The sequence below is a fragment of the Pseudomonas sp. D1HM genome, assembly GCF_019266105.1.
In the GTDB taxonomy this organism is placed as follows: domain Bacteria; phylum Pseudomonadota; class Gammaproteobacteria; order Pseudomonadales; family Pseudomonadaceae; genus Aquipseudomonas; species Aquipseudomonas taetrolens.
The window spans coordinates 72,713-94,046 of sequence record NZ_LRMN01000008.1 but is presented as its reverse complement, the minus strand read 5'-3'; the positions used below and the strand labels follow the sequence as shown (position 1 = coordinate 94,046).

18 protein-coding genes are annotated in these 21,334 nt (G+C 59.0%); 12 read left to right on the top strand and 6 right to left on the bottom strand.

What is annotated here, in order from left to right:
- The first annotated feature begins 101 nt into the window (after positions 1 to 101).
- Positions 102 to 1,448 (top strand): D-serine ammonia-lyase, encoded by a 1,347-nt coding sequence (dsdA, locus tag AWM69_RS12250; protein ID WP_218726964.1) that lies wholly within the window; start codon positions 102 to 104, stop codon positions 1,446 to 1,448.
- Between the two features lie 83 nt (positions 1,449 to 1,531).
- Complete coding sequence (dsdC, locus tag AWM69_RS12245) at positions 1,532 to 2,497, top strand: DNA-binding transcriptional regulator DsdC (RefSeq protein ID WP_218726962.1); 966 nt, start codon at positions 1,532 to 1,534, stop codon at positions 2,495 to 2,497.
- An 86-nt stretch (positions 2,498 to 2,583) separates the two neighbouring features.
- Here dsdC and AWM69_RS12240 read toward each other — a convergent pair whose 3' ends face one another.
- The gene (locus tag AWM69_RS12240) at positions 2,584 to 3,867 is read right to left on the bottom strand and encodes an OprD family porin (RefSeq protein WP_131654828.1); all 1,284 of its coding nucleotides are present in this window, start codon (positions 3,865 to 3,867) and stop codon (positions 2,584 to 2,586) included.
- A gap of 252 nt (positions 3,868 to 4,119) precedes the next feature.
- On the bottom strand, positions 4,120 to 4,815 hold the full coding sequence (locus tag AWM69_RS12235; protein ID WP_218726961.1) for a DsbA family protein: 696 nt from the start codon (positions 4,813 to 4,815) through the stop codon (positions 4,120 to 4,122).
- A gap of 258 nt (positions 4,816 to 5,073) precedes the next feature.
- On the opposite strand from AWM69_RS12235, the gene AWM69_RS12230 reads away from it, so the two are divergent.
- On the top strand, positions 5,074 to 7,146 hold the full coding sequence (locus AWM69_RS12230; protein ID WP_218726959.1) for a TonB-dependent siderophore receptor: 2,073 nt from the start codon (positions 5,074 to 5,076) through the stop codon (positions 7,144 to 7,146).
- Between the two features lie 55 nt (positions 7,147 to 7,201).
- On the opposite strand, the gene aguA is transcribed toward AWM69_RS12230, so the two are convergent.
- The gene (gene aguA, locus AWM69_RS12225; protein ID WP_131654831.1) at positions 7,202 to 8,308 is read right to left on the bottom strand and encodes an agmatine deiminase; all 1,107 of its coding nucleotides are present in this window, start codon (positions 8,306 to 8,308) and stop codon (positions 7,202 to 7,204) included.
- A gap of 339 nt (positions 8,309 to 8,647) precedes the next feature.
- Here aguA and rfbB point away from each other — a divergent pair, with 339 nt between their 5' ends.
- From rfbB to AWM69_RS12195, 6 genes are all read left to right on the top strand, one after another.
- Positions 8,648 to 9,730 (top strand): dTDP-glucose 4,6-dehydratase, encoded by a 1,083-nt coding sequence (gene rfbB / locus AWM69_RS12220; protein WP_218726958.1) that lies wholly within the window; start codon positions 8,648 to 8,650, stop codon positions 9,728 to 9,730.
- The gene (gene rfbD / locus AWM69_RS12215; RefSeq protein ID WP_218726956.1) at positions 9,727 to 10,617 is read left to right on the top strand and encodes a dTDP-4-dehydrorhamnose reductase; all 891 of its coding nucleotides are present in this window, start codon (positions 9,727 to 9,729) and stop codon (positions 10,615 to 10,617) included. The genes rfbB and rfbD overlap by 4 nt, the downstream gene beginning before the upstream one ends.
- Before the next feature lie 215 nt (positions 10,618 to 10,832).
- A complete protein-coding gene (locus tag AWM69_RS12210; RefSeq protein WP_373274322.1) occupies positions 10,833 to 11,327 on the top strand; it encodes a DUF3916 domain-containing protein in 495 nt (164 codons plus the stop codon).
- 129 nt (positions 11,328 to 11,456) lie between these two features.
- Positions 11,457 to 13,271 carry an ATP-binding protein gene (locus tag AWM69_RS12205; RefSeq protein WP_131654834.1) on the top strand — a complete coding sequence of 605 codons (1,815 nt, stop codon included), beginning with the start codon at positions 11,457 to 11,459 and terminating at the stop codon, positions 13,269 to 13,271.
- Positions 13,268 to 14,662 (top strand): sigma-54 dependent transcriptional regulator, encoded by a 1,395-nt coding sequence (locus tag AWM69_RS12200; protein ID WP_131654835.1) that lies wholly within the window; start codon positions 13,268 to 13,270, stop codon positions 14,660 to 14,662. The genes AWM69_RS12205 and AWM69_RS12200 overlap by 4 nt, the downstream gene beginning before the upstream one ends.
- Positions 14,663 to 14,683: 21 nt before the next feature.
- Positions 14,684 to 15,139 carry a thioesterase domain-containing protein gene (locus tag AWM69_RS12195; RefSeq protein WP_131654836.1) on the top strand — a complete coding sequence of 152 codons (456 nt, stop codon included), beginning with the start codon at positions 14,684 to 14,686 and terminating at the stop codon, positions 15,137 to 15,139.
- A 25-nt stretch (positions 15,140 to 15,164) separates the two neighbouring features.
- Here AWM69_RS12195 and cysQ read toward each other — a convergent pair whose 3' ends face one another.
- Complete coding sequence (cysQ, locus tag AWM69_RS12190; RefSeq protein ID WP_373274321.1) at positions 15,165 to 15,998, bottom strand: 3'(2'),5'-bisphosphate nucleotidase CysQ; 834 nt, start codon at positions 15,996 to 15,998, stop codon at positions 15,165 to 15,167.
- Between the two features lie 8 nt (positions 15,999 to 16,006).
- Positions 16,007 to 16,573: an ADP compounds hydrolase NudE gene (nudE, locus tag AWM69_RS12185; RefSeq protein ID WP_131654838.1), complete on the bottom strand. Its 567-nt coding sequence runs from the start codon at positions 16,571 to 16,573 to the stop codon at positions 16,007 to 16,009.
- An 87-nt stretch (positions 16,574 to 16,660) separates the two neighbouring features.
- Here nudE and yrfG point away from each other — a divergent pair, with 87 nt between their 5' ends.
- The gene (gene yrfG / locus AWM69_RS12180) at positions 16,661 to 17,323 is read left to right on the top strand and encodes a GMP/IMP nucleotidase (RefSeq protein ID WP_131654839.1); all 663 of its coding nucleotides are present in this window, start codon (positions 16,661 to 16,663) and stop codon (positions 17,321 to 17,323) included.
- A 53-nt stretch (positions 17,324 to 17,376) separates the two neighbouring features.
- On the opposite strand, the gene lysM is transcribed toward yrfG, so the two are convergent.
- Positions 17,377 to 17,817, bottom strand: coding sequence for a peptidoglycan-binding protein LysM (gene lysM, locus AWM69_RS12175; RefSeq protein ID WP_048383872.1), 441 nt, complete (start codon positions 17,815 to 17,817; stop codon positions 17,377 to 17,379).
- Between the two features lie 191 nt (positions 17,818 to 18,008).
- Here lysM and fdhD point away from each other — a divergent pair, with 191 nt between their 5' ends.
- Together fdhD and AWM69_RS12165 are read left to right on the top strand one after the other, a co-directional pair.
- Positions 18,009 to 18,848, top strand: a complete 840-nt coding sequence (gene fdhD / locus AWM69_RS12170; protein WP_131654840.1) for a formate dehydrogenase accessory sulfurtransferase FdhD — start codon at positions 18,009 to 18,011, stop codon at positions 18,846 to 18,848.
- Positions 18,845 to 21,193, top strand: coding sequence for an FdhF/YdeP family oxidoreductase (locus AWM69_RS12165; RefSeq protein WP_218726951.1), 2,349 nt, complete (start codon positions 18,845 to 18,847; stop codon positions 21,191 to 21,193). The genes fdhD and AWM69_RS12165 overlap by 4 nt, the downstream gene beginning before the upstream one ends.
- Positions 21,194 to 21,334 lie beyond the last annotated feature (141 nt).

The window sequence follows — 21,334 nt, the reverse complement described above, 5'->3', positions numbered from 1 at the left end:
CACCCGACAGATGACCCCACATCATCTATCCCTTGAACATTCATCCTTTGTCAGCCTGCGCAGCGATGCCCTTTAATGGATGAAAATACAGGGAGGCCGACATGATTTTGGGCAAAACACTTGAGAGCTGGTGCACCCGCTACCCGCTGATTCGCGAGCTGATCGCGCTGCAAGAAACCACCTGGTTCAACCCTGGGGTTGCGCCGGTGGCACAGGCGCTTACCGATACGGGGCTGACTGACGCGGATGTCGCCGACGCCAGCGCGCGCCTTGACCGGTTTGCGGCCTACCTGCGGGTGGCCTTCCCTGAAACAGAGAGCAGTGCTGGCATTATCGAGTCCGACATCCAGCCCATGACGCATCTGCATCCATTGCTAGCCGAGCGTTACGGGCAAAGCCTCAACGGCGCGCTGTGGCTCAAGCGCGACAGCCATCTGCCCATTTCAGGCTCGATCAAGGCCCGTGGCGGGATTTATGAAGTGCTCAAGCAGGCTGAAGACCTGGCCCTGGCCGGGGGGCTGCTAACCCTTGATGACGACTACGCGCTGCTGCACAGCGACAAGGCTCGGGCCTTTTTCGGCCAGTACAAAATAGCCGTCGGCTCCACCGGAAACCTCGGCATGTCGATCGGCATCATGGGTGCTGCACTGGGTTTTCAGGTGACCGTGCATATGTCGGCAGATGCCCGGCAATGGAAGAAAGACAAGCTGCGCTCACACGGTGTAACGGTGGTCGAATACCAAAGTGATTACAGCGTGGCCGTAGCCCAGGGTCGCCAGCAAGCGGAGTCCGATCCGTCCTGCCATTTCGTCGACGACGAAAACTCGGTCAATCTGTTCCTCGGTTACGCGGTGGCCGGCGAACGCTTGAAGCAACAACTGGCGGCGGCACAGATCAGCGTGGATGAACAACATCCGTTGTTTGTTTACCTGCCCTGCGGAGTAGGTGGCGCGCCGGGCGGGGTGGCCTTTGGCTTGAAGCTGGCCTTCGGCGATGCCGTGCATTGCATTTTCGCCGAGCCGACTCACTCACCCTGCATGCTGCTGGGCGTGTACACCGGGCTGCACGATGAAGTCAGCGTGCAGGATTTCGGTATCGATAACGTGACCGCTGCAGACGGTCTGGCGGTTGGCCGGGCTTCCGGTTTTGTCGGCAAGGCCATGCAGCGCATGCTGGACGGCTTTTACACCGTCAGTGACGAAGAAATGTACAGCCTGCTGGCCCTGATGGAGCGCAGCGAAGGCTTGCGCCTTGAGCCTTCCGCGCTGGCGGGCGTGCCCGGCTTTGCCAGGGTGCAGGCCGAACAGCAAGGCTATCTGACCCGCGCAGGCTTGAGCCCGCAAGCCATGAACAACGCCACCCATCTGATATGGGCCACAGGGGGCAATATGGTGCCTGCAGACGAGATGGACGCTTACCTGGCCAAAGGTCGTGAGTTGCTGGGCTGACTCAAGCGCAAAGCGGATGTGGCAAGATGCACACATTGCCACATCCCGTAAGAAGTCAGCCTTTGGCTTGAGGGAAAACCGCTGTGCTTAACCTTCCACCTCGAATCAGCGCCCGGCTCGACAGTCGCCAGTTCGCCAACCTGCATACCTTTCTGGTCGCCGCTCGTCATCTGAGTTTCGCCCGGGCAGCACAAGAACTGTGCTTGACCGCCAGCGCCGTCAGCCACCGTATCGGCCGACTCGAAACGGCGTTGAACATGAAGCTGTTCCAGCGCCTGACCCGCCAGGTCAGCCTGACGGATGAGGGCGAGCGCATCTTCGACGTGCTGCAGCATGCAATGGGCGAGTTGTCCGAAGCACTGGAGCACTCTTCACGCGTCGAAGTTACCGGCTCCATCGCCCTCTATGTACGGCCCTCGATCGCTCAATGCTGGCTGGTGCCCAGGCTGGCCGATTTTGTCGAGCGTTATCCTCTGGTCTCGCTGGACCTGCGGGTAGGCAATGACAATGTTGATTTCCGAACCCGCAAAGTTGACTTGGCCCTGTATTACGCCAATGGCGAATTCCCCGGACTGAAAAGCCATCGATTGATGCGCGAACAGTCGGCCCCGGTGTGCAGCCCTGAATATGCAGAGCGCCATCGTCTGTATGAGCAACCGGAAAACCTCAAGCATTGCACCACGCTGCATGACGCTCTGGCCTGGGATCATGCGGCTTTCGATGCCGAATGGACGCTGTGGGCAGAACAACACAACCTGCTAGGGGCTCTGCCCAAACGGACCTTGACCTTTGACCGCTCGGACCTGAGCGTGACAGCGGCCCTGAATCACGCCGGCATTGCCATTGGCCGCCAGCAGTTGGTGCAGAAGCACATTGATAGCGGCGAACTCGTGCTGCCCCTCGCCGGGTTCAGCCGTTCTGGTCACCACGATTATTATCTGGTGCATCCACCGCTCAGTATCGTCCCCAAGCGCCTGCTGGTGTTTATGAACTGGCTGCGCGAGTGCGCACGACAATCCGCTGCGCTGGATGATCAGGAGCACGGGTAGGTGGTTGTCCGCGCCAATAAAAACGCCCCGAACCAGTCGGGGCGTTTTTTGTTGTTCTGTGCGGCCTGTTTAACAGGCCATTGGCATCAGAACACGCTGATCGGGTAATCCACGAACACGCGTATTTCGTTGCCGCCAACGTTGTAGTTGCTGGCGTTGTTCGACACGCGCAACCACGAACCGCGCAGGCGCACGCTCAGGTCTTTGACCGGGCCGCTTTGAACAACGTATTTGGCCTGGTTGAAGATTTCGCGTTCGGTACCACGGCCACGGCCTGAACCGTCGTCGATGTTGCTGCCGCGTACGTAAGCGATGTTGTAGGTCAGGCCCGGGATGCCGACGGAACCGAAGTCGAAGCCGTAACCCAGCTGCCACGAACGCTCGTCCTTGGCATTGAAGTCGGACCAGTAGGAGTTGGCCAGCAAGATGGTGTTGCCGCCATCGCCGATACCGCCGGCGTTACGGTAGCCGCCGTACGGGTAGCCGATCTCACCGGTGCTGCTCTGGTAGGCCAGCAACAACGAGTGCGCGCCAAAGGCGTAGGTGGCACCCAGGCTCCAGATCTTGTTGTCATCACCGTCGACTTTGAGCTCGTCACGGGCGAAGTCTTCGTTGAGGTGAGTGCGGTAGCCGTTGAAGTCAAACGTCAGCGATTGTTTGTCTTGCAGCGGGATCGCGTAAGTCACGCCCAGGTACTGCTTGCGCAATACGTCTTCCATTTCGGAAGCGTACAGCGACGCCGACAGGTTCTCGGTGAACTTGTAGCTGCCGCCAAACACGTTGATGCTTTTCAGGTCACCGCTGTCGCGGGCTTCGGCACTTTTACGCGACTCTGCGGTGAAGCGACCGACGTTGAGTTCCAGGCCGTCGATTTCCTTGGAGGTCAACAGCGTGCCGGTATAGCTCTCTGGCATCAGGCGCGAGTTGTCATACATCAGCACCGGCAGCGCAGGCATCTGATCACCGTATTTGAGCACGGTGTTGGATACGCGAAACTTGACAGCCGCGCCAGCCTTGGCAATGTCGTTAGCCGCCTTGCCACTGTCGCCCTGCTTGAAGAAGTCGATGCCACCTGCACCGCTCTTGCCGCCACCGCCATCAAGACGCAGCGCGTAAATGCCGAAGGCATCCACACCCACACCGACGGTGCCTTGGGTAAAGCCCGAGGTAAATGTACCCAGGAAGCCTTGGCCCCATTCGGCTTTATCTTGTTGATGGTTTTTATAGTCGCGGCTGATATACGCGTTACGCGCCAGCACGTTCAGATGACTGTCTTCGACAAAACCTTTTGCATCAGCTTGATCGTTGGCCATGGCCTGGGTGGCACTAAGCACGCCCAATGCAAGCAAACCTATCCGTTTGTTCAACATTTTATTTTCCTTATTTCTGAATAAAGGCGCGCTGTGGGTTTCAAGCTGAAACATTGAGTGGTGGTTGCTTCACATAAACAAAAAAGACCCGCTCGAAGACTCGATGCAGGTCTTTCGCAAAGTTTGGTGCATGGCTTATCGCCACAGGCGTTGGCGGGAATCCTAGCCGCCGTGAAGGCAAGGTGTCAATTTCGTGAAAAATTCGTTACTTGGTACAAAACTTCAAAACTTTTCCCGAAGTAGCCTGGAGGGTTATTCGCAACCATCCAGACCGCAGACTGGGGCGCAAACACCTTCGCGTTCTGCGCTTACGCCTTCGCGCTGGCGCAGCCAGGCAGTAAATGCTTCGGGCTTGCCCAGATAGGGTCCCAGGTCGATGACTTGATACTGACCGGACTGTTCCAGCACAACCGTCGGAAAGCCCTGGCCACCGACCTGTGACAACAGCTGACGACTGGCCTTGAAGTGCGCCTGGGTTACCTCCCCACTCATCGCATCGTATGCCGTTCGAAATGCGTCGGCCTCCAGGCCCATCTCAACAGCCACCGCCATCAGCACGTCGTGATCGGCAATGCGCCGGCCATTTACGTAGTGCGCCGTTTGCAAACGCCCCAGCATCTCAAGGCCACGTCCGCCCAACTGTTCAGCGGCCAGCACCGCAGTGGTCGGCGGCGCCGAATCAAACACCGCCGTGGTGTCGCGCAATAAACCCTCGAAATACACCTCGCCAAAGGGCTGCCCGGTGTACTGCGCGATACGCAGATCGTGAGGCATCACGTAGTCGCGCAGTTGAGCGGACACCGGCTGGCGTTGCGCGCCGGTCATCATCCCGCCGCCGTGGGCAACGACCGGCAAAATGCCGCGTGCCGCGTCGATCAATGGCTTGGCGCCATAGCACCAACCACACAGGGGATCGTAGATGTAATGCAGGACGGGTGTCGCAGTCATGGCTTGCTCCGCAGAATCAATAAATCAGAGCACTAGCCTAGCCTTGCGAGGTGAGCGGAAAAACGCCGGTATGGCTTTTAGTCTGTTTCGCGAACCGGGCGAATCCGGTGTGGTGAGATCCGGAAGAGATAGAAACAAACAGATACATATTTACAGGTAGCGCAAATGGTAATACTTACCACCAACTAACAAGAACCATTACCATTCGCGCCCTAAAAAATATAACCCCCCTCTCAACCGCCCGGACACTTCTCAACCATGCTTTCCCCTCGCCGTTTAACGCCCTTGAATCTGGGGCTGTGCGCCTTGCTGTACGCCGGATTCGGCACCGCTGCTACCGTGCTTCCCGAACTGTCGATCAATGCCAGCGAAGCCGAGGCCGATGACCCGCGGGTCAAAGACGTCACCACCGCCACCCGCACGTCAACTCCGGCGCGCTATGTACCGCAAGCCATCGATTCCGTGAAAACCAGCAACGTCCTCGATTACGGGATCAACAGTCTGGGCGAAGCCCTGAGCGGGATTCCCAACGTCAGCAGCACCGCCGATACCCGCTTCGACAGCCTGCGCATTCGTGGTTTTGACGCCAGCAACGACTTTTATCTCGATGGCATTCGCGACGACAGTCAATACGTGCGCGACCTGCATAACATCGAGCGCATTGAGGTCCTTAAAGGGCCTGCGGCCGTGTTGTATGGCCGGGGCAGTCAGGGCGGAATCATCAACCGCGTCAGCAAAATGCCGCAATTCGGGCGTCAATCGAGTGTTCAGGCCCAGGGAGGCAGCGAAGATTTGCGCAGCCTGTACGCCGACCTTAGCGCGGACCCGAGCGACACCGTCAGCCTGCGCCTGAACATGGGCAATGAGGACAAGAACAGTTTTCGCGATCATGTCAGCGGCAATCGCCAGCTTTTTGCACCCTCGATAAGCTGGCAAATTACCCCGGATCTGAACTGGCTGGTGCAGTACGAATACAGCCGCTACAACCGCACCCCTGATCGCGGTATCCCGAGCATCAACGGACGTCCCGCCGATGTCAGCCGTGGCACGTCGTACGGCGGGCAAAACGACTTTATCGATGACAAAACCCAGAACCTGCGCTCGCGCCTGAGCTATGAATTAAGCGACAACTGGCAACTGCGTCATACCCTGGGCGTATTCAAGCTCGACAGTCAGTTCGACAACACTTACCTGACCGGCTACGACCCCATCATCAACAAGGTCAATCGCCAGAGTTGGCAGCAGGACATGAGCACCCGCAACATCTTCAATAACATCGAGATCGAAGGCGGCTTTGACACGTTCGGTCTGGAGCACCGCTTGCTGACAGGGCTGGAAATCGGCAACCAGCGTCGGGACCCGAAACTCTACAGTGCCAAGGGTGTACCGGCGGTCGATGTGTATAACCCGGACCGCCACCTGCGCCCAACCGGGCCGATGCTGATATCCAGCGATAACCACACTGAAGTCGAAAGCCAGGGCCTGTACGTTCAGGATCAGCTTCGCCTCAACGATCAATGGCAGGTGCTGGCCGGCTTGCGGTATGACCGCTTTGATATCGAGTCCACCAACAACCTGAAAGAAATCTCTGAAGAGCGCAAAAGCCACAGCACCAGCCCGCGTCTGGGTGTGGTCTGGACCCCGCTGGAAAATCACTCGTTTTACGCATCGTGGACCAAAACGTTTTCCCCGGCAGGCGGCGGCTTGATCGGCATCACCCCGGGAGCTGCCGGCAACACCAATGACCTGAGCCCGGAGCTGACCAAGCAGAAAGAGGTCGGAGTGAAAAGCGACTGGATGGGGGATCGCCTGAGTACCACGCTGGCCGTGTATGAGCTGGAACTCTACAACCGTCGCACCAAGGACCCGGACGATCCGACCATTACCCTGCTTTCCGGGCTGCAACGCTCGCGCGGTATTGAACTGACGGCCAACGGCAAACTCGGTGGCAACTGGTACATGCGCGGCGGCATTGGCCTGCAGGACGCAACCGTGGTCAAGGACAACAATGGTTTCGAAGGCAAACGCATCAACGGCGTGGCCAAGCGCAATGGCAGCCTGTTTATTACCTGGAAACCGGAAATGGGCTGGTACGCCGAAACGGGCCTGACGCTGGTGGGGCAACGTTATGCCGACAACCTGAACACTGTCGTCTTGTCGGGTTACGGGCGCTGGGATGCGCTGGCGGGCTATCGCGAAAAAGACTGGGATGTGAGGGGAGCGCTGACCAACCTGACCGACCGTGATTACTATGCCTCGGCCACCAGTGCATCACAGATCATGCCGGGCGAACCGCGCAGCCTGGTGATGACGGGTACGTACAAGTTCTAAAGCCCGCATCCCCCCTCTCCCTTTGGGAGAAGGCGGGAATGCGGGTTAAACGGCCTTACGCCTTGTGCGGCGCGGGCTGTTGCTGGGTCAGGCAATGGATATTGCCACCGCCCAGCAACAGTTCACGGCCCGGCACCATGACCACTTCATGGTCAGGGAAGAGGTTTTGCAGGATGTTCTTGGCTTCGGCGTCCATCGGGTCGTCAAAGCTCGGCGCAATCAGGCCGCCGTTGACGATCAGGAAGTTCACATAAGAACCGGCCAGCCGTTCCGACGGATTGCGGTCCTGGCTACCGGCGACCTTGTCCACGCCATCACACTCTTCTTGAGTGGCGTACATCGGCCCCGGGATGGGCATTTTATGCACCACGAACGGCCGACCCTTGGCGTCAGTGCTGTTGAGCAGCACGTTCATGGCCGCCTGGCAGCGCCCGTAGTTCGGATCGAGTTCGTCATCGGTCCAGGCCAGCAACACTTCACCCGGACGCACGTAGCAGCAGAAGTTATCCACATGGCCGTCGGTTTCGTCGTTGAACAAGCCGTCCGGCAGCCAGATGATCTTATCCACAGCCAATTGCATGCGCAGCACGTCTTCGATCTCTTCACGAGACAGGTGCGGGTTACGGTTGCGGTTCATCAGGCACTCAGCCGTGGTGATCAGCGTGCCTTCGCCATCCACATGGATCGAACCGCCTTCGAGCACAAAACCTTCGGTGTAGTAGCGCGGGCAACGCTCGATCTCCAGTACCTTGCTGGCCACTTGTTGATCGCGGTTCCACGGCGCGTACAAGCCGCCGTCAAAGCCGCCCCACGCATTGAAATCCCAATTCACGCCACGTACTTCACCGCTGTCGTTGATCACGAAGGTCGGCCCGCTGTCACGGACCCACGCGTCGTCACTGGACATTTCGACCACGCGAATATTCGGCACGTCGAGTTGGGCACGGGCGTTTTCGTACTGGCCGGCCGAGACACCTACGGTCACCGGCTCAAAGCGCGCAATGGCCTTGGCCACAGCGGCGTGCGCTGCCTGTGCGGGTTTGCCGCCCAAGCGCCAGTTGTCCGGACGCTCTGGCCAGATCATCCAGGTCTGGGTCTGTGCAGCCCATTCAGCCGGCATGTAAAAACCGTCAGCGCGCGGCGAACTATGCAAAGTGGTCATAACAATCAGGACTCCAGGTAACCGTCGAAGGGTTTGATCGGGCCGTAAAGGTCAGGACGGCGATCAGGACAGGCACAAAACTGTGGACGCCGGCAGGATCTGCGTCAATGAGGAAGGCTTTAATTATCGATAAAAATCTATAGTTAAAGGCCAGAAAACAAATTATCCCTCGTTAACTTAATATTTTACCGATATAAATCGATATTAGACACCCTCGTCGTCGCGGCCTTTGGTCAACCTCTGAAGCCCCCCGGTCACGTCGACTTGCACCCCTTCCTGTATCCCCACAAGCTAGGCCTCGAACGCTTAACGACTGCCTGGGCATCAAGGATTATCCACATGCGCATTTTAGTGACTGGCGGGGCCGGTTTCATTGGTTCAGCCCTGATCCGTCATCTGATCAACAACACCGGGCACGAGGTGCTTAACCTCGACAAGCTGACCTACGCCGGTAACCTTGAATCGTTGCAGGGTATCGCCACCGATACCCGCTACGAATTCGTTCAGGCCGATATCGTCGTTCAAGCCGCCGTGAGCGCGACGCTTCAACGCTTCCAGCCCCAGGCGATCATGCACCTGGCGGCCGAGTCGCACGTTGACCGCTCCATCGATGGCCCCTCGAATTTCATCCAGACCAACATTGTGGGCACTTACAGCTTGCTCGAAGCCGCTCGCGCTTACTGGATGACCCTTGAGGAGCCCGCCAAACGCGCGTTCCGCTTCCACCATGTGTCGACCGACGAAGTGTATGGCGACCTGCACGGTGTCGATGAGCGGTTCAGCGAAAGCACACCCTACGCACCCAGCTCGCCCTATTCGGCCAGTAAAGCGGCTTCGGATCATCTGGTGCGGGCCTGGCACCGCACCTACGGTTTGCCGGTGGTGCTGAGCAATTGCTCGAACAACTACGGGCCCTTTCATTTCCCGGAAAAACTCATCCCGCTGGTGATTCTCAACGCGCTGGCCGGCAAACCATTGCCCGTGTATGGCGATGGCCAGCAAGTACGCGACTGGCTGTTCGTTGAGGACCACGCCCGTGCCCTGCTCGATGTCGTGACCAAGGGTGTCGTTGGAGAGACCTACAACATTGGTGGCCACAATGAGCAAAAGAACATCGACGTGGTACGCCGTATTTGCTCACTGCTTGATGAACTCGCGCCAGAGCGTCCCGCCGGCATTGCACAGTTTGCCGACCTGATTACCTTTGTCGAAGACCGCCCCGGTCACGACCGACGTTATGCCATCGACGCCAGCAAGATCGAGCGCGAACTGGGCTGGGTGCCCGAAGAAACCTTCGAAACCGGCCTGCGCAAAACCGTGCAGTGGTATCTGGATAACCTTGACTGGTGCAAGCACGTTCAGGACGGCAGCTATCAGGGCCAGCGCCTGGGCTTCACTGCTCCGCGGGATCTGATGGCATGAAGCAGCCCGCAGCGCCCTTGAAAATCCTCGTCATCGGCAAAACAGGGCAAGTGGCAATCGAGCTGCAAAAGCACCTGACCGGACTTGGCGAACTGATTGTGCTGGGCCGCGACACGCTTGATCTGAACCAGCCCGCGCAAATCCGTGCTCAGGTGCGGGCACACACGCCCGACCTGATCATTAACGCCGCCGCACACACCGCGGTGGATCTGGCTGAAAGCGAACCGGCGCTGGCGTATGCAATCAATGGCACCGCGCCTGGCGTATTGGCTGAAGAAGCGGGTGCATTGGGCATCCCGCTGATTCATTACTCCACCGATTACGTGTTCGATGGCACCCAAACAGCACCCTATACCGAAAACGACACACCTAACCCGCTGGGTGTCTACGGCAAGAGCAAGTGGATGGGCGAACGCGCAATCACCGCGACCGGCGCTCAACATCTGATCTTGCGCACCAGCTGGGTGTATTCCACCCATGGCAAAAACTTCCTGCTGACCCTTCAGCGTTTGCTGCAACAACGACCCGAAGTCCGCGTGGTGGCGGATCAGATCGGCGCACCGACCTGGGCCGGCACATTAGCCCAAAGTACACGAGCCTTGATCGAGCGTTGGCACGCCGGTGAGGCCGGTGCCTGGGGCACTTATCACCTCACGGCCAGGGGTGAAACGTCGTGGTTTGGTTTTGCCCAGGCCATTGCCGAAGACTTGATCGCCCAAGGCAAACCGTGCGCAACCCTCGAAGCCATCCCCACCCGCGCTTACCCGACCCCTGCGCCGCGACCGCTGAACTCGAGGCTCGACTGTGGCCGTCTGGAACGCGAATGGCACATCATCCTGCCCGACTGGCGCCGCGCCTTGAGTGAGTGCCTGATCGAGCAAGACTGAACTGCTCTCCTGGCCGCACTCGTCGATTTTGTAAGATCCATACACAGACAAAGTCAGAAACATCTGTTTATTCGAAGTTAACTTTTTATACCCATGAATTCGGTTAGGGTCGGTGTTCTTCAGAACACAGCATTCACCTTTGCGAGTTACACGACATGCGGCAAATAGCATTCAGCAACAAGAAAGTCCGGGGCATTCCAAGACGGCTCAGGGCCGTGGCTCGCTGGGCGAACAGTTTCAAAGGCTATTTCCCCGATGACCTGGCTCAAGCTGCGCGCTATTACAATTTCAAGATCCCCGTCCTGGCGACGATGGTTGAAGGCAAGCAAGCGACCGACGCCATTCGCAGCCAGTGCGCCCAGCACCTGATCAACGCGTGTCAGCACCTGATAGACGCCCGTCCTGACAATGCCTCCGGTTGCAAAATCGTGGCTTCAATCTCGTTGCCCGATATGTTCTCCAGTGAAGTGTGCATCTATACCGATGCGGACTATCACCGCACTCATACGCAGCCCTCGCACGATCAATACGGCTACAGCCTGTGCATAACCGGTCACAACCTGGCCGAGCAATGGGGACTGAAGATTCCTCCCGGCATGCAGTGCGTCGGCCTGACGTTTGAGTGCAAAGGGTTTGAGGCAAACGGGAACGCGTGCATTAGCCAACGCTGGTACTTCGGTGAAGTCACGGCCCAACCGGATCAATCCTGACATTCAGCCCCCATGACACGCTCGACATGCCTGCGGGTCGACGTCTCTCGCCGGGGATTCACCTTATCCCCATTACACGCCCCATGAGGCTAGGCATAATGCACCGTACTTCAGTGGCGCATTCTTCCGATGATCACAAATCCCTCAGCTCCTCGCAGACCCCGCTGGCGCAGCCTGGCCTTACTTGCGTTGTGTCTGGCGCCTTTACTGTGGCCCCTGCAGCATTTGGCCGAGCGCTATTACCGCAGTGAGCTGACCAGCCAGAACCGGCAGACGCTTGATCTGTATGTCGCCAACTTGCTGGGGACGTTGCACCGCTACGAAGTGCTGCCGCAAATTCTCGGCGAGCTGCCGGCATTGCAAGCCCTGCTGGCCGACCCCGAAAACCCGTTGAACCTGGCCAAAGCCAATCAGTTGCTCAATGAAATCAGCAACCAGACGGGCGCTGAAGTCATGTACCTGGTGGATGCTCACGGCGACACCCTGGCCGCCTCGAACTGGGACAAGAGCGACAGCTTTATCGGGCGCAACTTCGCGTTTCGACCGTATTTCAGCGAGGCGATGGAAGGCAAGCTGGGGCGTTTTTTTGGCCTGGGCACTACCTCCGGCAAGCGCGGTTACTACTTTGCTGCCCCCGTGCTCGATGGCGATAAAAAAATGGGCGTGCTGGTGGTCAAGGTTGACCTGGACCACACCGAGCAGCTGTGGGGCAAGACACCTGAACAACTGTTGATGACAGATAACTATGGCGTGGTAATCCTCACTTCGCGGCCAGAATGGCGCTTCAGAGCGACCCGTGAGCTGTCGGAAGAAGAGCGCCAGGCCATTTTTGCAGTCTTGCCTTACCCGACTAGAGACCCAAAGCCGCTCAAACTCGATTTCAATGCCTGGCTGGTTCAGACCCAGAAGATCGATGAGACAGGCTGGAGCGTCAATATTCTTGCCCCGCGAACGCTGATCGATCGCCCCGTGCGCACGGTGCTGGCCATTGGCGGAGCCACCTTGCTGGTGGTCATGCTGCTGATTGGTTTGATGATGCAACGCCGGCGCCACTACCTGGATCGCATCGCGTTTGAAGCCAAGACCCGTCGCGAACTTGAAATGCGCGTGGCAGAACGGACCAGCGACCTGGAAGGGCTCAACCGGCGTTTGCGTGAAGAAGTGCTGGAGCGCGAGCATGCGCAACAGGAACTGGTGCGTGCCCAGGACGATCTGGTGCAGGCGGGCAAACTGTCAGCGCTGGGCACTATGTCCGCCAGTATCAGCCATGAGCTGAACCAGCCTTTGGCGGCCATCCGCAGCTATGCCGAAAACGCCGAGGTGCTGCTCGATCACCAGCGTATTGATGATGCCCGCGGCAACCTCAAGCTGATCAACGAACTGACCGGGCGCATGGCCTCGATCATTGCCCACCTGCGTGCTTTTGCCCGCCGCGATCGGCATGCACCGGAAAGCGTCGCCCTGCAACCGGCACTGGATGATGCCCTGGCGTTGCTGGCCAAGCGTCGACGCAGCATGGAAGTCGAACTGATTCGCGACTTGCCCGCAGCCACGCTGTGGGTCGAGGCCGGTGAAACCCGTTTGCGTCAGGTGCTGGGCAACTTGCTGGCCAACGCCCTCGATGCTTTGACCGAAAAAGGGCCGCCGCGACGCTTGTGGCTGAGTGCCGAATCCACCGCAGAAGGCGTCACTGTGTACATTCGCGATAATGGTCCAGGCTTTTGCATGGAGGCGCTGGGCCGCGCCGGTGAGCCGTTTTACACCACCAAAACCCGCACTCAGGGGCTTGGCCTGGGACTGGCCATATGCGACACCCTGATCCGCGGGTTTGGAGGCGAGTTGCTGTTCTCCAACCATAAGGAAGGCGGCGCGTTAATTACCCTGCGACTGCGCGCAGGCGCGCCAGGCGTCAGTTTGCAAGCACCCGAGGACTCCAGGTCATGAGCCAACCCATCGATCCGCGCATTCAGATCATCCTGATCGATGATGACCCGCACCTGCGCCAGGCGCTGTATCAAACCCTCGACCTCGCGGGCCTCAAGGTGTTGCCGCTGGCCGAAGCCAGCGGTCTGGCCGAGCGCATTGAACGCAACTGGCCAGGCGTCGTGGTGAGTGACATCCGTATGCCGGGCATGGACGGCCTTGAGTTACTGGCCCAGTTGCACGGCCAGGACCCGGATCTGCCCGTGTTGCTGATCACCGGCCATGGTGACGTCCCGCTGGCCGTGCAGGCCATGCGTGCCGGCGCCTACGACTTTCTTGAAAAACCCTTCGCCAGCGACGCCTTGCTCGACAGCGTACGTCGGGCACTGGCCCTGCGTGCCCTGGTGCTGGACAACCGCAGCCTGCGCCTGGCCTTGAGCGATCGCCAGCAATTGAGCACACGCCTGGTAGGCCTGTCACCGGCCATGTTGCGCCTGCGTGAGCAAATCGGTGCCTTGGCGGCGACCAAGGCCGATGTGCTGATTCTGGGCGAAACCGGCTCTGGCAAAGAGGTCGTTGCGCGCGCGCTGCATGACTTGTCGAGCCGCCGCAACGGCCCGTTCGTGGCAATCAATGCCGGTGCGCTGGCCGAATCGGTGGTTGAAAGCGAGCTGTTCGGTCATGAACCCGGAGCCTTTACCGGTGCGCAAAAACGCCGTATCGGCAAGTTCGAATTTGCCAATGGCGGCACGCTGTTTCTCGACGAAATTGAAAGCATGAGCCTGGACGTTCAGGTCAAGTTACTGCGCATGCTGCAAGAGCGGGTGGTCGAGCGCCTGGGGGGCAACCAACTGATTGCGCTGGATATCCGGGTGATCGCCGCCACCAAGGAAGACTTGCGCCAGGCGGCCGATCAGGGCCGGTTCCGCGCTGACTTGTATTACCGTCTCAACGTTGCACCGTTACGCATCGCACCCTTGCGCGAACGGGGTGAAGACGTGCTGATGCTGTTCAAATACTTTGCCGACGAAGCCAGCATCCGCCATGGCATGCCCCCCAATGTGCTGCAGCCGGCACAGCGTGCGCTGTTACTGCGCCATACTTGGCCTGGCAACGTGCGCGAACTGCAGAACGTCGCCGAGCGTTTTGCTCTTGGGCTGGAGCTGGCCCTCGATGAAAGCCATGACGAGGCCATGCAGGCGTCCATGCCCGAGATTTCGGGCGGGCTGAGCGAGCAGGTTGAACAGTTCGAAAAGAGCCTGATTGCCGCCGAACTCGAACGCTCTCACAGCTCAATGCGCAGCCTGGCCGAAGCCCTGGGTGTGCCGCGCAAGACCTTGCATGACAAGCTGCGCAAACACGGATTGAATTTTGAGAGCGGCAATAACAGCCACACTGATGATCTCGATTGACCTGAGCAAGGAGCCCATTGCATGAACCGCGACAGTCGTTACCTGGAATCCGTCCTCCACCACGACATTCCGCTCACCCGTGAAATGGGTCTCAAGGTACTGAGCTGGCAAGACCATCAATTGCGTCTGCATCTCCCCCTGGCCGCCAATATCAATCATAAAAGCACCTTGTTTGGCGGCAGCCTTTACTGCGGCGCCGTGCTCGCCGGCTGGGGCTGGCTGCACATGCGCTTGCGCGAAGCGGGAGTCGAGGACGGGCATATCGTGATTCAGGAGGGCCACATCAGCTACCCGCTGCCGGTCACCCAGGACGCAATCGTGCTGTGCGATGCACCCGCAGACGCTGCGTGGAACAAATTTCTGACGATGTACAAACGCTATGGCCGGGCACGCCTGAGCCTCGATACGCGGGTGATCAATGCTGAAGGCGCGGACGATGCGGTGCGGTTTACCGGGCAGTACGTTCTGCACCGCTAATCGTCCGGGCTCGGCTACCGGCGATTTACCCCAGGCCCCGGGCCAATGTCAGCAAGCTGTCGCGCCACGGCGCATCGGCCGGCAGCGCCAGAAACGAGGCGTTGAGCAGCGACTCCCGGGGGGGATAGCTGAATGACGTGCCGTCCAGTTGCAGCACCACTCCGCCTGCCCCTTCGAGCACGCCCTGGGCTGCAGCGGTGTCCCATTGCGAAGTCGGCGCCAGGCGCGGGTAACAATCAGCAGCGCCCTCGGCCAGCAGGCAAAACTTCAGGGAACTGCCGATATTGGCCATTTGCAGCGAGCCCACACACCCTTCAAGGCCGGCCAGCAAATGCTCTTGTGCGGGGCTGGAATGCCGACGGCTGGCAACCACGATCAGTGCATCGCCTTCGGGCGGCTGAGTGCGCACGGTGATCGGGACAATCACGTCCGCATCGGCACGCCATGCGCCCAACCCTGCGCCACCGTAATAGCAACGGCCGCTGGTAGGCATTGAAACCACGCCGAATACCACTCGGCCCTGTTCAATCAGCGCGACATTGACGGTGAACTCTTCACTGCCCGAAATGAACTCTTTAGTGCCATCGAGCGGATCCACCAGCCACCAGCGGGTCCAGCCGGCACGCACGCTTTGCGGGATATTGGCGTCTTCTTCCGAGAGCACCGGAATGCCCGGGTCCAGCGCCGTCAGGCCATCGAGCAAGACCTGATGCGCCGCCAGGTCCGCTGCCGTGACCGGGGAATCATCGGCTTTGGCCGTAACCGCCACATCAGCGCGCCAGAATGGCAGGATCGCTTCACCAGCACGATGGGCCAGCTCAATGACCGGGGCCAGCAATGGATGGGGTAAATGAGCCATCGCGGGGGTCATGGCTGAAACACACCGCGCTGGGTCAACAGATCACGCACCAGGTACAGCGCCGCCAAGGCACGTCCCTCGCTGAACTGCGGGTTCTGTACCAGCGTCGACAACTCACGCAGATTGACCCGATCCACTCGCATAGGCTCCGGCTCATCGCCTTCCAGCCGTGCTTCGTAAAGCTCGGTGGCCAGCACCACCTGGATTTTCTGGCTCATGTAACCCGGCGACAACGACAGCTCCGTCAGGTGCTCGAGTTGGCGGGCGCCGTACCCGGCTTCTTCTTTGAGCTCACGCTCGGCTGCCGCCAGCACATCTTCGCCCGGCTCGATGAGGCCTTTGGGCAACGACACTTCATATTCATCCGTGCCGCCACAATATTCTTCAACCAGGATGGCGTGTTCGGCATCGATCATCGCCACAATCATCACAGCCCCATAACCATTGCCACGCCCCACCAGCCGTTCGTAAGTGCGTTCAACGCCATTGGAGAAACGCAGCTGTACTTCTTCGACCCGAAACAATCGGCTACTGGCAACAATTTCACGGGCAAGCACGGTGGGTTTTTGGCGCATAGGGGCTCCTTAATATGAACGGGTTACTATACCCCGGCTTTTCCGATTGTTTGTGTCGGATGTTTTTCTATTGCGGGAGAAGTTTGCATGACGGCGTTACCTTGGCGCGACATTGATACCGTGCTGCTCGACATGGACGGCACGCTGCTCGACCTGCACTACGACAACCATTTTTGGCTGGAACACCTGCCCCAGCGCTATGCCGACCTGCATGGCATCAGCCGTGCAATGGCAGAGCTTGAGCTGACGCCTTTGTTCGAACGGAATGCCGGGCAGCTGCAATGGTATTGCCTGGACTTCTGGAGCCGCGAACTGAAGATCCCGGTGCGCGAGCTCAAACTGGAAACGGCCCACCTGATTGCCTTGCGCCCCGATGCAGATACCTTTTTAGCCGCGATCAAGCAGGCCGGCAAGCGGGTCATCATGATCACCAATGCTCACCGTGATTCGTTGTCGCTGAAACTGGAGCGGATCGAGCTGGCGCCCTATTTCGAGCGGCTGATCAGCTCCCATGATTATGGCTTCCCTAAAGAAAGCCCCGCGTTTTGGGACGCACTGCACGCGGATATCGGCTTTGAGCCCGGCCGCAGCCTGTTTATCGATGACACCTTGCCGATTTTGCGCAGCGCCCGGGATTTTGGCGTGGCCCACTTGCTGGCCGTCAAACAGCCGGACAGCCGAAAAGGCCCGAAAGACACTCAGGAGTTTGCAGCGTTGGGGGATTACCGCGAGTTGCTGGAAGGGCTTTAACACCTGCAGCCTCTGACAGGCGCGAGCTTGGCCGCGCCTGTCAGAGAGCGGGATTACTCAGGAATACGCAGGGTTTGACCCGGGTAGATCTTGTTCGGGTCCTTGAGCATCGGTTTGTTGGCTTCGAAAATTTTGTTGTACTGGTTGGCGTTGCCGTAGACCTGCAGCGAGATCGCGCTCAGGGTGTCGCCTTTTTTCACCACGACGAAACGCGAAGCCACAACGGACGGACCCGTCACGGTAATTTGGTCGTCAACACTGCCGACGCCTTCGATGTTACCGGCCGCCAGAATGATTTTTTCTTTCTCTTCCTGAGTGGCCACTTCGCCGCTCACCGTCACCTTGTCGCCTTCGACGGTGGCCGTAATATTAGGGTTACCCAAACCTACTTTTTGTACGTGCTCTTTGAGTTGCTCGCTGGCATTGGCATTGCCCGGTGTCAGCAGGTCGATCAGTTTTTCGCCGGCTTCTTTCACAAAGCTAAAAATACTCATTCGTCACGCTCCTAGGGTTGGAATATCCAGATACATGAGCGTAGACCAATATTGCCAAAGCGGGTTCCGAGGCACGCGCGTTGAAAGTGTTCTTGATCGACGCCATCTATCAATAGATCAGTACTAGCAATTAGACGTGACACGGTGTCGCGCCTAGGCTAAGCACTTGAGATTAATCTCGGTAAAGTCCTATGAACGCCAAGCCCCCCCAGTGCGCGGCGCCTGCCTCTGTTTCGTCCGCGCCGGCTGCAAGTCAGACTTATCACTACGTTACGCTGGATCACAGCAGTGGCGCTGAAACCGCTCTGGCCGAAGAAGTCGCTTTGGCGATTGCCTTTAACGGGATCAGCCAGGCCGTGATGCTGGTGACCCCCACTGACCTCGAAGACTTTATCGTCGGCTTCAGCCTGGGCAGCGGCATCATTCACGATGCCAGCGAAATCTACGACCTCAAGCTCACAGGTAACGGCTCTGCCCAATACGCAGACGTCGAAATTGCCAGCCGTGCGTTCTGGAACCTCAAGCAGAAACGCCGGCAACTGGCGGGCACCAGCGGCTGCGGCCTGTGTGGCGTCGAAGCCCTGGAGCAGGCACTGCCTGAGCTCAAGGTCCTTGCCGGGGCAGCCCTGCCACCCGCGCAGTGGCTCGACGGTTTGCGTCAGCGCATCAGTGCCTTTCAGCCACTGGGCCAACATTGCGGGGCGGTGCATGCCGCCGTGTTCATGAATGGCCAAGGTGAGTTGCTGTTGGGCCGCGAAGACATCGGTCGCCACAACGCGCTGGATAAACTGATCGGTGCTCTGATACGCCAGGACATTGACCTGGACGGCGGAGCTGCGATCGTGACCAGCCGTTGCAGCCTTGAGTTGATCCAAAAAGTGTTGCGTGCCGGCATCCAGACCCTGATCAGCCTGTCCGCGCCTACAGGTCTGGCGCTGCAGTGGGCTCGCCGCCACAACCTCAACCTTATTCATCTGCCACAAAAAAGTGCGCCACGGGTGTACAGCCCCGCGCAGGAGAATCAAGCGTGAGCACCCATCATCAAGCCGATAAGACCCCAACCCCGCGCTACAAGCCTTACAAAGGGCCGGCCGGCGGCTGGGGTGCACTGATCAGTGTGGCGCAAGCCTGGTTGACCAGTGACAACGCCTTGAAGAACCTGCGCATGATGCTCAAGACCAACCAGAACGGCGGCTTCGACTGCCCGGGGTGCGCCTGGGGCGATTCCCCGGAAAGCGGCCTGGTCAAATTTTGCGAGAACGGCGCCAAGGCGGTGAACTGGGAAGCCACCAAACGTCGCGTCGATGCCGCCTTTTTCGCCAAGCACAGTGTCAGCGCGCTGCTGGAGCAAAGCGATTACTGGCTGGAGTATCAGGGCCGCCTGACCGAACCGATGCGCTACAACGCAGAAACCGACCGTTACACCCCCGTCAGTTGGGAGGCTGCGTTTGCGCTGATCGCCGAGCATTTAAAGAACCTCGCCAGCCCAGATCAGGCCGAGTTCTATACCTCGGGCCGTGCCAGCAACGAAGCTGCGTATCTGTACCAACTGTTTATACGTGCGTTTGGCAGCAACAACTTTCCCGACTGCTCGAACATGTGCCATGAAGCCAGCGGTGTGGCCTTGGCGCAAAGTATCGGCGTCGGCAAAGGCACGGTAACGTTCGACGACTTTGAACACGCCGACGCCATTTTCGTGTTGGGCCAGAACCCGGGCACCAACCACCCGCGCATGCTTGAGCCGCTGCGAGAAGCGGTTAAACGCGGCGCACAGGTGGTGTGTGTGAACCCGCTCAAAGAGCGCGGCCTGGAACGCTTCCAGCACCCGCAGCACCCGCTCGAGATGCTCACCAACGGCGACCGTCCAACCAACACCGCCTACCTGCGTCCCGCATTGGGCGGCGACATGGCGCTATTGCGCGGCATGGCCAAGTTTCTTTTGCAGTGGGAACGCGATGCCCAGGCCGCTGGCGAACCAGCCGTGTTCGACCATGGCTTTTTGAATGAACATACGACGGGCATCCTTGATTACACCGCCAGCCTCGATGACACCACCTGGGATCATCTTGTCGAGCAGTCCGGCCTGACGCTGGTCGATATCGAACGTGCCGCTCGCATGTACCTCAAGGGCAAAAGCGTCATCATGTGCTGGGCGATGGGGATTACCCAGCATCGTCATTCCGTACAGACCATCCAGGAAATCGCCAACCTGATGCTGCTGCGCGGCAACATCGGCCGCCCGGGAGCCGGCCTGTGTCCGGTGCGCGGTCACAGCAACGTGCAGGGCGACCGCACCATGGGCATCAACGAACGCCCGCCCGTGGCCTTTCTTGACGCACTCGAGAGTCGCTTCAAATTCAAGGTCCCCCGTGAGAACGGCCACAACGTGGTGGAAGCCATCCACGCCATGCTCGAAGGCCGGGCCAAGGTGTTTATCGGTCTGGGCGGCAACTTTGCCCAGGCCACCCCGGACAGCCCGCGAACCGCGCAAGCCCTGCGCAATTGCGATCTGACGGTGCAGATCAGTACCAAACTCAACCGCAGCCATCTGATGCACGGCAAGGAAGCGCTGATTTTGCCGTGCCTTGGCCGCACCGATATCGATATCCAGGCCCAAGGTCCGCAGGCCGTCACCGTGGAGGACTCGTTCAGCATGGTGCACGCCTCCAACGGCCAATTGCAGCCGCTGTCCAGCCAGATGCGTTCGGAGCCTGCAATCATCGCCGGTATGGCGGCTGCCACATTGGGCACCCACCCCATCGACTGGAACTGGGTCGTGGCTGACTACAGCCGTATTCGCGAACTGATCGCCGATACCATTCCCGGCTTCAAGGATTTCAACACCCGCCTGCAGCACCCGGGCGGCTTTTATCTGGGCAACTCGGCCGGGGCCCGACAGTGGAACACCCCGACAAAACGGGCCAACTTCCGCCCCAACGTGCTGCCAGGTGACCTGGTAGACGAACGCACCCGTTCCACAGGCCGGCTGCCCGACCTGATCCTGCAGTCGATGCGCTCACATGATCAGTACAACACCACGATTTATGGGCTCGATGACCGTTACCGTGGGGTGAAGGGTCAGCGCGATGTGCTGTTCGTCAATGAAGCCGACATTGTTCGACTGGGCTTCAAGCCGGGACAAAAAGTGGATATCGTTTCAATCTGGAACGACCAGCATGAGCGCCGGGTCAAGAACTTCACCTTGCTGGCCTTTGATATCCCGGCCGGACAAGCCGCCGCTTATTACCCTGAGGTGAACCCGCTGGTGCCTCTGGAAAGCACCGGCGCCGGCAGCCACACACCGACATCCAAGTTCGTGGCCATTTGTCTGGAGGCGGCCAGCCCTTCGGTACTGATCGCGGCCAACGCGGGATAACCCGTCGCAGCGCGCGCGGGTCATATTCCAGGCACAAAAAAGGCCGCTTTCCTGCGAAAACGGCCTGTCCGAACTAGTAAACAGACCTTCGAAATCTGATTAAGTTCCCGTCTAAAAACAATAACTTAGCAAATTGTGTAC

Bases quoted from the DNA above. Each gene is read 5' to 3' on its own strand.
- dsdA (WP_218726964.1), top strand. From the start codon at position 102: ATGATTTTGGGCAAAACACTTGAGAGCTGGTGCACCCGCTACCCGCTG.
- AWM69_RS12240 (WP_131654828.1), bottom strand. From the start codon at position 3,867: ATGTTGAACAAACGGATAGGTTTGCTTGCATTGGGCGTGCTTAGTGCC.
- AWM69_RS12235 (WP_218726961.1), bottom strand. From the start codon at position 4,815: ATGACTGCGACACCCGTCCTGCATTACATCTACGATCCCCTGTGTGGT.
- AWM69_RS12230 (WP_218726959.1), top strand. From the start codon at position 5,074: ATGCTTTCCCCTCGCCGTTTAACGCCCTTGAATCTGGGGCTGTGCGCC.
- aguA (WP_131654831.1), bottom strand. From the start codon at position 8,308: ATGACCACTTTGCATAGTTCGCCGCGCGCTGACGGTTTTTACATGCCG.
- rfbB (WP_218726958.1), top strand. From the start codon at position 8,648: ATGCGCATTTTAGTGACTGGCGGGGCCGGTTTCATTGGTTCAGCCCTG.
- rfbD (WP_218726956.1), top strand. From the start codon at position 9,727: ATGAAGCAGCCCGCAGCGCCCTTGAAAATCCTCGTCATCGGCAAAACA.
- AWM69_RS12205 (WP_131654834.1), top strand. From the start codon at position 11,457: ATGATCACAAATCCCTCAGCTCCTCGCAGACCCCGCTGGCGCAGCCTG.
- AWM69_RS12200 (WP_131654835.1), top strand. From the start codon at position 13,268: ATGAGCCAACCCATCGATCCGCGCATTCAGATCATCCTGATCGATGAT.
- AWM69_RS12195 (WP_131654836.1), top strand. From the start codon at position 14,684: ATGAACCGCGACAGTCGTTACCTGGAATCCGTCCTCCACCACGACATT.
- cysQ (WP_373274321.1), bottom strand. From the start codon at position 15,998: ATGGCTCATTTACCCCATCCATTGCTGGCCCCGGTCATTGAGCTGGCC.
- nudE (WP_131654838.1), bottom strand. From the start codon at position 16,573: ATGCGCCAAAAACCCACCGTGCTTGCCCGTGAAATTGTTGCCAGTAGC.
- yrfG (WP_131654839.1), top strand. From the start codon at position 16,661: ATGACGGCGTTACCTTGGCGCGACATTGATACCGTGCTGCTCGACATG.
- lysM (WP_048383872.1), bottom strand. From the start codon at position 17,817: ATGAGTATTTTTAGCTTTGTGAAAGAAGCCGGCGAAAAACTGATCGAC.
- fdhD (WP_131654840.1), top strand. From the start codon at position 18,009: ATGAACGCCAAGCCCCCCCAGTGCGCGGCGCCTGCCTCTGTTTCGTCC.